The 11,996-nt window shown below is 42.6% G+C and carries 10 protein-coding genes; 4 read left to right on the forward strand and 6 right to left on the reverse strand.

The window, feature by feature from the left end; translation table 11 throughout:
* The first annotated feature begins 107 nt into the window (after positions 1 to 107).
* Complete coding sequence (locus tag V7783_RS05780; RefSeq protein ID WP_335677905.1) at positions 108 to 992, forward strand: LysR family transcriptional regulator; 885 nt, start codon at positions 108 to 110, stop codon at positions 990 to 992.
* A gap of 36 nt (positions 993 to 1,028) precedes the next feature.
* On the opposite strand, the gene V7783_RS05785 is transcribed toward V7783_RS05780, so the two are convergent.
* Positions 1,029 to 1,880 carry a universal stress protein gene (locus tag V7783_RS05785; protein WP_335677906.1) on the reverse strand — a complete coding sequence of 284 codons (852 nt, stop codon included), beginning with the start codon at positions 1,878 to 1,880 and terminating at the stop codon, positions 1,029 to 1,031.
* Between the two features lie 10 nt (positions 1,881 to 1,890).
* Complete coding sequence (locus V7783_RS05790) at positions 1,891 to 3,375, reverse strand: SulP family inorganic anion transporter (RefSeq protein WP_335677907.1); 1,485 nt, start codon at positions 3,373 to 3,375, stop codon at positions 1,891 to 1,893.
* 542 nt (positions 3,376 to 3,917) lie between these two features.
* On the opposite strand from V7783_RS05790, the gene V7783_RS05795 reads away from it, so the two are divergent.
* Complete coding sequence (locus V7783_RS05795; protein ID WP_335677909.1) at positions 3,918 to 4,475, forward strand: DJ-1/PfpI family protein; 558 nt, start codon at positions 3,918 to 3,920, stop codon at positions 4,473 to 4,475.
* 30 nt (positions 4,476 to 4,505) lie between these two features.
* Positions 4,506 to 4,904 (forward strand): ribbon-helix-helix domain-containing protein, encoded by a 399-nt coding sequence (locus V7783_RS05800; protein WP_335677910.1) that lies wholly within the window; start codon positions 4,506 to 4,508, stop codon positions 4,902 to 4,904.
* Positions 4,905 to 4,933: 29 nt separating this feature from the next.
* Here the strand turns inward: V7783_RS05800 and V7783_RS05805 are convergent, their stop codons facing one another.
* Entirely contained in the window at positions 4,934 to 7,855 is a 2,922-nt protein-coding gene (locus V7783_RS05805) for a TonB-dependent receptor (RefSeq protein WP_335677911.1), read from the reverse strand.
* 161 nt (positions 7,856 to 8,016) lie between these two features.
* Positions 8,017 to 9,132: an FAD-dependent monooxygenase gene (locus tag V7783_RS05810; protein WP_335677912.1), complete on the reverse strand. Its 1,116-nt coding sequence runs from the start codon at positions 9,130 to 9,132 to the stop codon at positions 8,017 to 8,019.
* Between the two features lie 103 nt (positions 9,133 to 9,235).
* On the opposite strand from V7783_RS05810, the gene V7783_RS05815 reads away from it, so the two are divergent.
* Entirely contained in the window at positions 9,236 to 10,123 is an 888-nt protein-coding gene (locus tag V7783_RS05815) for a LysR family transcriptional regulator (RefSeq protein WP_335677913.1), read from the forward strand.
* Positions 10,124 to 10,227: 104 nt separating this feature from the next.
* Here V7783_RS05815 and V7783_RS05820 read toward each other — a convergent pair whose 3' ends face one another.
* Together V7783_RS05820 and trhP are read right to left on the reverse strand one after the other, a co-directional pair.
* The gene (locus V7783_RS05820) at positions 10,228 to 10,518 is read right to left on the reverse strand and encodes a YfhL family 4Fe-4S dicluster ferredoxin (RefSeq protein ID WP_335677914.1); all 291 of its coding nucleotides are present in this window, start codon (positions 10,516 to 10,518) and stop codon (positions 10,228 to 10,230) included.
* Between the two features lie 10 nt (positions 10,519 to 10,528).
* A complete protein-coding gene (gene trhP, locus V7783_RS05825; RefSeq protein ID WP_335677915.1) occupies positions 10,529 to 11,908 on the reverse strand; it encodes a prephenate-dependent tRNA uridine(34) hydroxylase TrhP in 1,380 nt (459 codons plus the stop codon).
* Between the last annotated feature and the right edge of the window lie 88 nt (positions 11,909 to 11,996).

Here is an 11,996-nt window from a genome sequence, read left to right on the forward strand (position 1 = left end):
TATCATCTGACTGAGTAGCACCTCAGCTGTTGATAATCAGTTTACTTGCTTACTAATTGATGATAAATAACCCTTATAGATACACATTAGTTCACTTTAGGATACTAATGGACAAAATAACTGCAATCCAAAGCTTTGTTGAAGTTGCCCGCTGTGGCAGCTTTACAAAAGCTGCTGACAACTTAGAGCTGAGCCGCTTACAAGTCACCCGCCACGTACAAGACATTGAGCAGTGGCTGAGCTTGCGGCTGTTTCACCGTACCACCCGTAAAGTGAGTTTAACCAATCAAGGCGAAGAAGCACTTGCCTACTGTAATCAAATACTCAGCAGCGTATCTGATTTACAAAGTAGAGCCCATAGCCATAATAACGAGCTCGTTGGCACAATTAGGGTGGCAGCGCCTATCGGCCTTGGGCAAAACATGCTATTTGATGCAATCGAAGAATTTGTTGCAATGCACCCAAGTACGCAGTTTCAACTGGTGCTCTCTGATAGCTTGTCGCAATTGGTCGATGAGCGTGTAGACATTGCCTTACGTTACACTCATCAACCCAATGAACAGCTCATTGCCCGTAAATTGTTGTTTATAAATACAGTTATGTGCGCATCCCCTGAGTATTTAAATAGCAAAGGTGACATCACAACTCCGCAAGATTTATTGCAGCATAACTGTTTGCTACACACAGGGAGTGCAACATGGCATATTTTAGGCGAGAATTCGGATGAAAAAATCAGCGTTAAAGGCAATATAAGCGCTAATGACATGTCGGTAGTACGCAAGGCTGCAATCAGAGGAATGGGGATTGCCAATTTACCTTGTGATTTAGCACAAGAATATTTAGCAACAAAACAATTGGTTAAAGTACTGCCTAACTACTCAACCCCAGGTAGCCATTTATGGGCCGTTTATTTATCGCGTAACTATCAACAAAATTTGGTCAGAGCGTTTATTGATTTTTTAGCCCAGCGTTGGCAACACGATATACTATAAACCTCCAGCAGCCATAAGCTGCTGGAGAGGTTAACCTTAGCGCAAAACGAGTAACGGAAGTTGGCTATTCTCAATCATTTTCATGGTATTACTACCAAGCAGTACTTGCCTAAATTTAGAGTGCGAAAAAGCGCCAATCACCACCATATCAACGGCATAACTTTGTTTATAAGTAATCAGTATTTCAAATATATCACCCGTTAAATAACTGGCTTCCACATCAAAACCATGTTCAAGCAACAATGTTTCTGCGGCTTTAAACTTGCTGTACTGATCGTCCTGGTTATTTTTTACCGTCACTAAATGGCATTTCAAACCTTTTAATAAGCCCCCTTCAACGATGCGCTGCAACGCCTTATCGGCAGTTTCTCTGCCATCGTAGCAAAGTAAAAAGCTTTTTGGCTGAGTAAAATCTTGATTAGCAATTAACACCGGCGTATGAACTTGTCGAATAACATGTTCAATATGAGAACCAAGCGCTTTAAACGATGCGCTATCCCCTTGCCCACAACGGCCGAGCACAATTAATCGAGCATCCGTTTCAAGGTCACAAATGGCATCGGTGATCGTGCCATGGCGCTGCGTACTTTCGACCTGATCATGGCCCTTAGTAATAGCGCGTTGCTGTGCATGTTCAAGCAATTCTTTACCTAGTTGCAAAGCCAGCTTGCTATGCTGTTCATCGAGTTCGGTCATTTGTTCTAACAATGCTGATTTTGCGCCAAACCCTATTGCACCACTGAGGTTTTCATTATGTACTTTGCGGTCTTTTTCAATGGCATGTAAAAATACCAAAGGGGCACTTAATTTATCTGCAGCCCAAATGCCTGCGTTACACACGGCATCTGTGAAATTTGAGCCATCAATACACGTAATTACTTTATTCATGTGTCACTCCTTAATGGCCAGCCATTAGCTTTTCAACTTGTTGTGGATCGTTATGAATTGCAAATTTGTCAACCATCGTCGCAGTCGCCTCACTCATACCAATGATTTCAACCTCTGCACCTTCACGCCTGAACTTGATCACTACTTTATCTAATGAAGTAACCGCCGTGATATCCCAAAAATGCGCATGGCTTAAATCTATCACAACTTTATCAACCACCTCTTTAAAATCAAACGACGCGATAAACTGCTCGCTCGATGCAAAAAACACTTGTCCTATCACGTTATAGCTACGCTGGTTATTACTTTGCTGGGTTTGCACCACCATAAAGCGGCCAATTTTATTAGCAAAAAATAATGCCGACATTAATACCCCAACAAACACACCGATGGCTAAGTTATGTGTTGCCACCACGACCGCAACAGTCACTATCATCACCAAGTTACTCGACAATGGATTTGTTTTCAGATCCCGTATTGAGCTCCATGAAAAGGTACCAATTGAGACCATGATCATCACAGCAACCAATGCAGCCATCGGAATTTGTTTTAACCATTGATCTAAAAACACCACCATAAATAACAAAAACACCCCGGCAATAAAGCAAGATAAACGTCCTCGCCCGCCAGATTTAACGTTTATGATAGATTGGCCAATCATGGCACAGCCTGCCATTCCACCCATTAAACCTGCGCCAATATTAGCGATACCTTGGCCTTTACACTCTTGGTTTTTATCACTTGATGTATCAGTTAAATCATCAACAATAGTTGCCGTCATCATTGACTCTAATAAACCAACCACAGCTAAGCCAATTGAATAAGGCAGTATAATCATTAGCGTTTCAAGGTTTAGCGGCACATCCGGCCATAGGAAGATCGGTAATGTGTCAGGCAGTTCACCCATATCACCGACGGTACGAATATCCATGCCCATAAACATAGCAAATATGGTAAGCGTCACAATGCACACCAGTGGTGATGGAATTGATTTACCAATTACCGGCAAATACGGGAATAAATAAATGATGCCTAAACCAGCGGCAGTCATCGCGTATACGTGCCAAGTTACATTGGTAAGCTCAGGTAATTGCGCCATAAAAATGAGGATAGCCAAGGCATTCACAAAGCCAGTAACCACAGAGCGCGATACAAAACGCATTAAGCTACCAAGCTTTATAAAGCCTGCAATTATTTGAATTACACCGGTCAGTAAAGTTGCAGCCAGTAAATACTCAAGGCCATAATCTTTTACTAAAGTCACCATTAATAAAGCCATCGCACCGGTTGCTGCAGAAATCATCCCAGGGCGGCCGCCCACAATAGCAATGATCACAGCAATACAAAACGACGCATACAAGCCCACTTTAGGGTCAACCCCTGCAATAATAGAAAACGCGATAGCCTCAGGAATTAACGCTAATGCAACCACAATACCCGCAAGCAGATCGCCACGAATGTTGGCGAACCACTCGAGTTTAAATTTTTCGAACATAAAAAACCTTGTTTTTTTTATGTGTTATCAACTTCATTATGTGAGGCTCATGCCAATTAAAAGATCACCTACAAAGTCATATCCGCTTTGATAAGAAAATCATTTAGCTTTAACTAAAAACACAATTGAGATTGATAAAATCTGATAAACCACACAGTCACACAACAATACCTAAGTAAAGTGTCTAGTAAGTTGAACAATGTTGTTTAAGTATTTTTGATGGTGCATAAAAGCACCTGCTGCAAGGCAGCAATTGATAGCCATTTAAATTATGGCAATTTAGAGAGGGGAAAACCTAGGGCGGCGTAATGCGCAAAATAACGAGCCTTATCAGTAATAGTTGCTGAGATAGTAGGCTAGTTTTTTATTAAAATCAATCGCACTAAACAATCAATCTCGATTTTAATAACCTAAAATGGCTTGTAGTATTCCTATATTACCCGCTCAATAATTAGCTATGCTCTACTAAATACTCAGTGCATTAAAGCGCGTTACAAAGCAGCACGAAAATACATTTGCACACTCAATACAAGGAGCAAAACATGGCTAAAGTACTTATGATCACCGGTGACTTTGTTGAAGACTATGAAAACATGGTACCTTTTCAAGCATTATTGGCAATGGGTCATCAGGTTGATGCTGTATGCCCTGATAAAAAAGCGGGTGACACTATCGCAACGTCGATTCATGATTTTGAAGGCGACCAAACCTATACTGAAAAACGCGGCCATAATTTTGCACTCAACGCAACATTTGCCAAGATTAATGCCGCTGATTACGATGCCTTGTATTTACCCGGTGGCCGTGCCCCTGAGTATTTACGTTTGAACGCGAAAGTAATCGAAATAATTCAACACTTTGCTACAGCGGATAAACCAATTGCCTCTATTTGCCACGGCCCGCAAATGCTCACTGCTGCAGGTGTGATCACAGGTAAAAAAGTATCTGCCTACCCTGCGTGCCAACCTGAAGTAAAAATGGCGGGTGCCGAGTACGTTGAGTTACCTATGGATGGCGCAATTACCGATGGCAAATTAGTCACAGCCCCTGCTTGGCCTGCTCACCCTGCTATGTTAAAACAGTTTGTAGCCTTGCTATAATCGTAATTTAGCAGCATCACGAGGTAACCTATGTGCCAACTTTTTATTAATGCCGACAGTCGATTGTGGACCTGCCGTACCAAGTCTTTACGCATTGATGGCGTGGTTACCTCAATTCGTCTCGAAGAATTTTTTTGGGATATTTTAGAAGAGGTGGCTTTTCGCGATCAAATGACCGTAAATCAAATGATCACTAAGCTCTACCTTGAGTCTCTTGATGCTGATCATGATATCGGTAACTTCACCTCATTTTTGCGAGTGTGTTGTTCTCGTTACTTATCGCTAGTGGCCGATGGCAATCTCAGCCGCGAAGATACCATACCGTTAAATGATATCGACGCTAGTCACGTTTTAGAACAAGAAAAACTGCGTACCCGTGTGCGTAAAAGCCAATATACCGATGTATCAATTAAGTCTTCACTCAATTAATTTTGTTGCAGTCATCACTCATTCCTGCTTTAAAAACTGTAATTAAACCCAGCGTAATAGCGACGACCTGAGTAACTGGTATTCAACAAACGAGCATCGGTATCTTTACCCAAACGGGTTACCGACTCTGATTGCGTTAAATTAATTACCGCTGCGGTAAAGCTAAAGCTATCGGTAAAGTTATACGCGGCATTTACATCTACTTGCTGGTAAGGGTCTTGATACACGTTTAAACCGCTATTAATACCAAGCACGGTTTCGCCTCGTTTATTGTATGACGCGCGAATATTAAAGCTATCCCCTTCATAATAAACCGAAGTGTTATATTGATAGTCAGCGCTGCCTATTAATGGCGATTCCCCATACTTTTCACCTGCAACCGTTACATCAGCCTGATTGGTATTGTTATATGTGTAGTTGGCATAAATACCAAAGCCGCTCTCAAAGGCATGTTGAATAAACACTTCTACCCCTTTAGAGACGGCATCACTGCCATTACCTACCGTGCTATAAGGTGAAATAGTGATAGTACCAGCATCAACAACGCCGACTTGCCCTGCAAATTCATGCTGCGAATCAATCACTAATGGCACAACAAAGTTATCAACTTTTTTATGAAATAACGCCACACCTAATGCAGAGCCTGGCGCATAGTAATACTCAACAGATAAATCGGCTTGTACAGACTCAAACGCTTTTAAATTTTTATTACCCCCACTGCCGCTAAACCCTGCTTGCTCGTTAAATGCAGCACGGTCATCAGCCCATTCCTGCGACACAAAAGTAATACGCTGTTGGCTGCCTAAATCACCATAGTCAGGGCGCGACATCACTTTCGCAAGCGCGCCACGGACCACCACATCATCACTGGCATCCCACGCAATATTTAAACTGGGTAATACATGGGTGTCTATCGTTTGTTGAGTGATCAATTGGTATTGCTCAATTAAGCGATCATCACCTGTGATCGGCTCGCCCGTTTCATCGTCGGTTTCATCAAGTAAAAAGGTATATAAATCAGTTGAGGCGCTGGTGGTTTTAGTTTGCACTACCCGCACGCCTAAGTTACCGCGTACATCACTGTATTCAAAATCACCTTGTAAATAAAACGCGCTAATTTGCTCGGCAATATCGTATACAAAATTATCTTCAATACGGGTATACGGTACATAGTTACTGTAAATATAATCGCGATATTTATGCCAATTAATCGTTGGCATTAAATTGATATTAAAGCCACCAGCAATATTGCCCTCTCCCGTGCTGTTAAACACATCTTGCGCTGCTGGCATACCGTTATTCCATTGGTAACTATCAAATTGCGTAATGCCGCCGGCGCTTGCCTCACCTGCAGCAATATCAAAACTCGGATCAAGGAAAAAGTTGTTGCCCGTTTCGCGGTGCAGTGATGCATCACGGTATTTTGCGCCAGTGCGAATAGTGGTTAATATGCCCCAATCAACATAAAAATCAACGTCAGCTTGGTAGTAGTTTTCTGCTAAGGTGCTACGTACAAAACTTGAATTCGATGAGCCGGCATCACGACCACCGCCCACACCTGCGAGTAAGTTATTCAGCGTGTTAGGGTCAATCTGCATCGAAATACGGTCATCACTGATTGACCAAGCAGCACTTTGCGCTGCGTTCTCAATGTTACTTTGCCCTTCACCCGCGTTCGAGCTTTTATACGCTGCTTGCCAGCTTTCTTTTGGCCCGCCTTTGGCTTTAGTTTTACCCGCCACAAAACGTGCTTTAAAATTATCGCCTTCGTAGCTTAGGTTAAAATCAAAAGTATCAGAGCTAGACTCTTCATCTACATAACTGCCACGTAACCAAGGCAATTGCATATCTTTTTCAACACCACTGGCCATGGCGCTATAGTCCATGCCATTGACAATTGTGCCACTTTCATCAAGTGTAACACCTGTTAAAAAGTCGGGATTTAGCGCCCATTCAGGCATATCAACGTGCGATTCGCTGCGCTGTTGTTTTAAACTAAAACCAAAGTAATTAAAACCCAGTTCAATGCGATTAGTTGGTCGCCACTGAGTTGAAAACTGCACGCCTTCACGCTCACGCTTTTCATTTACTACTGAGCTGCGCACCACTTGAGGAAACCATATATCATCATAATCTTTCCCGCTGGCATCCTTCACCGCGCCCCAGTCGTTATTATTATCAACTGCATTGCCATTCACATCACTGGGCTGCGCGCCATTGTAGCGCCATACATTGGCATCAGTACCACCAGAGAGCGTACGATTGGTACGCTCTTGGCGCGTATAGCCAAGTAAAAAACCAACGCTATCACTATCGTTTTTCCATGAATACAAACCAGTAAACTGTGGCTCATAATCTTCTGTTACATCGGCATAGGTACTTTCAACATTAAAAACCCCCGAATTAGCCTCCATATCCAGAGGTTTGCGGCTATGCATTAATACCGTACCGCCCACGCCTCCTTCGTCAAGGCGCGCTTCAGGTGATTTAAATACCTCAACACTTGCGATCATCGCCGATGGCAATAAAGCATAATCAAACGAACGCGATGGCTCCCCCGGTGACGAGGCAATAAAATTACCATTTAACTGTGTGTAAGTAAGATCAGACGATAAACCGCGAATACTCACCGTTGACCCTTCACCGCCTTCGCGGTCAATCACCACACCCGGCACTCGTGCTAATGAATCAGCCACGTTTTTATCAGGGAATTTACCAATGTCTTCAGCGGTAATGGCATCCACAACAGAACTAGATAAACGCTTAACAGCTAAATTTTCAGCCATACTTGAGCGAATACCTCGCACCTCAATCACTTCCATATCTTTTTCAGTTGGCGTATTTGCTAACTGCTCGGCAGCCGCCACATTCATAGCACTAAAAACCGATAAACTAAGAACAGAAAAACGCAGCGATACTGCTAAAGGTGAGTAACACGTTGAGGTTGCCATTGAATGTGCGGGTCCATTACTGGTTAACAATTGTAAAGGCGGCAATTGTACACAGCCAGACTTAATGGATTGTTAACCATAACTTGCAAGTAACTGAATAAGCGAACAAATAACCACCTCATAAGTAACCTTGCTCGCACCAAATAACACAGCTCGATAGGTTAATTATTCAAGCCTTGCATCCATAACGTTACTAACTGCTGAGCAGAGATGCCTAGCGCTGGGGTCTCATTAGTGTCAGCTGTTGTGGTGAAAATTTTCTGCGCGACTTGGCGACCAACACGTTGAGAGGTTGAGGTTTTATCTATGCGTTGTTGATAAAAAGCCGTTAATGCGAGCTCTAAATCATCATACTTTTCTAACACCCGTACAAGATGCCAAGCATCTTCAAGCGCCTGACATGCCCCCTGTCCCGAAGTAGGTAAAGGAGCATGAGCCGCATCGCCCATAATCAGTACATTACCTTGATGCCAATAAGGTAAACGGTCAATATCGTGCACAAATATTCGTTTGAGTGAGTTTTTATCATAAGACTTAAGCACCTGTTGTACCGCATCTGGCCAAGTTAAAAAGCGTTGGTGCATTTCTTCATACCAAGCAGATAGCGGCCGTGTTTTATCGATATTTGCATTCCATCCAGCTGCCCAGTAACAAAGGTCAGCTTTAACAGGCACAATACCAAAGCGCTCGCCACTGCCGCGAAAATCATGGATCACGTTATCTAAAGTGCCTGGTTTTAACTGACTAATAGCAATAATATTAATAAACCCCTGATACTGAGGAGTGATTTTTTCAGCATATAAGAATTGCCTTACCACAGAGTTCATCCGCCCATCGGCACCCACAACTAAATCAAAATCTTGTTTTAGTTGAGCAATCTCTGATACGGTTATTGCGCTGTTAAAATGTATGTTTACCCCTAAATCAGCTAATGTGCGGCCCAGCACACTCATAAGGTCACGGCGCAATATACTGATACTAGAAAAACCACTGAGTGTATTTACTTTTGCAATATCAAATTCACTTTGCACCGTGCCATGCTGATCACACAGACGCATAAACAAAGGTATACCGCCCAGCGCTTGGATCTGTTTATCCAAGCCCATTTGCTGTAACACAAACATTGCATTCGGCCATAACGTTACCCCAGCACCAATAGAAGAAATCTCACTATCGCGCTCAAATATGCTCACCTGATAACCTTTTCGTGCTGCAAGAATGGCCAACGATATTCCCCCGATGCCCGCACCCACAATGGCAACTCGCTTGCTGTTCATACTCTTTACCTCAATAATTAACTGAATAACCATTATCACAAAGTCATTTTTTAAGATAAATTAGTAATAATTGCGTTATTAATCCCATATTTTGAGTTAATTAATGATTGATAAAATCGAACTTCAGTGGTTACTCAGCTTTCAGTGCGTATATGAACAACTGAGCTTTAAACTCGCAGCCGAACAACTGCAATTGCCTACATCTAATGTTAGCCGCCATGTCGCGTTATTAGAGAAGCAACTTAATTTAAGGTTATTACAACGTACCACCCGAAAAATGATTGCAACGGCTGCAGGTAAACAACTTTATCAATCTATAACCCCACTGATACAAGCAATGAATGACTCGCTAGAAGAGGTGTCTGTGTATGGTGAGTCTCTTACTGGGCATCTTAAAATCATCATGCCTGATCTGCCTTTTTTAGCCGAAATAAGCGCAGAGTTTTGCTCTGTGCATCCACAAATACAACTAAGTTGCGATACGCAACTAAATCCAACCGAAGGCTTGTTAGAGGGATTTGATTTGGTGCTACGCTTTGGCCGTGGTCTATTGGACGATTCAGGTTGGGTTGCTAAAGAACTGCTGCGCTGGCCTAGTTGCATTGTTGGCGCGCCACAACTGTTCAACAATGCGCCACCGCCTCGCTCGCTAGATGAGTTAAGTAAAGTTCCTTGTATTACTAGCTTATCAGTACTGCAAGGTATGCCTTGGCGTTTTAAACAGCAACAAGCAGTGCAAGTAAAATCTAATTTTAAAGTAAACAGTGGCAACATGGCCAAAGCCGCTGCACTAAAAGGGCTCGGCTATGCCATTTTACCCATTCACGCATGCCAAGAAGATATAGACAACGGCTCATTGATCAATATTAAACTCGACCATGAACCAGAAGATCTGGTGTTATACGCATTTTATGCAGGCAGAAAATACCCGCTAGAAAAAGTGAAAGTTTTTTTAGAATTCTTAAAGTCTAAATGCGCTACAATTCAGTAAGGTATCAATGCAGTTAGACGTATATGGTTAAAATAGAAAGGTAAGAGTTAACCAGCTAAATTTTGCAGACACTGTCTGCAAAATTTCAACCCAGCCGCAAACATTTAAACAAAGCGTTTAAACTTATCCGTAATAATTGGCAGTACTTCCTTCCCCATTAGCCTCACATACTTCTCTGCCAGTTCATCTATACTTTCACGATGATTCGGATCGGGCTTGATGCAGTCAATTGGGCAGACGCTTACGCAAGTCGGCTTGTCATAATGACCTACGCATTCGGTACATTTACTTGAATCTATTTGGTAGATTTTAGCACCCATGTAAATCGCTTCATTTGGGCACTCTGGATCACACATATCACAGTTAATGCATTTGTTATTTATTAGTAAAGCCATGATTTACCTGTTAAACCGCTTTTTTAAACGGGTTGCGGGTATCTTGGTTTTCATCTAGATTGCGCATTAAAATGGCGTGTTCTAAATCAATACTTTCAGGCAGCCGAATTTTCACAATGTGGCCTGACCCTTTTGCATCAGTAATAGCCTCACCTTTTTTATTCTGCATCGCTTGCAGTGTAAAGTTAAAATTACCAAGCGGGGTCATCAGCTCTAATGAATGACCTACACAGAATTTGTTTTTAACATCAATCTCAACTAAACCAGTGGCATTTCGCCCTAGTACCTCACCTACAAATTGCTGTTTAGTCGATACCGAATGACCGTATTCGTAGTTTTGATAATCTTGATGGGCGTGGCGTTTTAAAAAGCCTTCGGTATAACCGCGATGCGCTAAGTTTTCCAGCGTTTTAAATAAGTTGGCATCAAATGGGCGCCCCGCTACCGCATCATCAATGGCTTTACGGTACACTTGCGCAGTGCGCGCTACATAATAAAACGACTTAGTGCGGCCTTCTATTTTTAAGCTGTGTACGCCCATTTTTGTTAGCTGCTCTACGTATTGTACGGCGCGTAAATCTTTTGAATTCATGATATAAGTGCCGTGTTCATCTTCAAACGCGGGCATATATTCACCAGGGCGACCTTGCTCTTCAAGCATCACAATGTCATTACTTGGTGCGCCGTCGCCAAGTGTTGGGATCACATCTTTGGGATCAAATTTATGCACCATTTCACCGGTTTCGTTCTCAATGCCCAGTTTTACGTCGTAGTTCCAGCGGCACGCATTGGTGCAAGTGCCTTGGTTAGGATCGCGCTTATTTATATAGCCTGAAAGTAAGCAACGCCCTGAATACGCCATACATAATGCGCCGTGCACAAATACCTCTAACTCTGTTTCTGGGCATAGCTGACGAATTTCAGCGATTTCTTCAAGCGATAACTCGCGCGATAATATTACTCGTTCAATACCTTGTTTTGCCCAAAACTTAACAGTTGCATAGTTTACCGCATTGGCTTGCACAGATAGGTGAATAGGCATATCAAGCCACTTTTCACGCACTAGCATAATTAAACCCGGATCTGACATGATCAGCGCATCGGGCCCCATCGCAATTACCGGTTCAATATCACGTAAGTATGAGTTGACTTTAGCGTTATGTGGCGCGATGTTTGATACTACATAAAACTTTTTATTCAGTGCGTGTGCTTCATCAATGCCTATTTTTAATGTTTCCAGATCAAACTCATTATTACGCACTCTTAGGCTATAACGAGGTTGCCCGGCATAAACAGCATCGGCACCATAGGCAAAGGCGTAACGCATATTTTTTAAACTGCCAGCAGGTGAAAGTAACTCTGGGGTAAACGGGGTGATAATTGACGACATGCGCGCTCCACACATAGAACTGGGGTCAAGCCAGTGGCATGATAATAAAGCGCGGGAGTATAAAGTTAGTTAAATAGGGATGTTTTGA

This window comes from Pseudoalteromonas sp. (assembly GCF_036960685.1).
Taxonomy (GTDB): domain Bacteria; phylum Pseudomonadota; class Gammaproteobacteria; order Enterobacterales; family Alteromonadaceae; genus Pseudoalteromonas.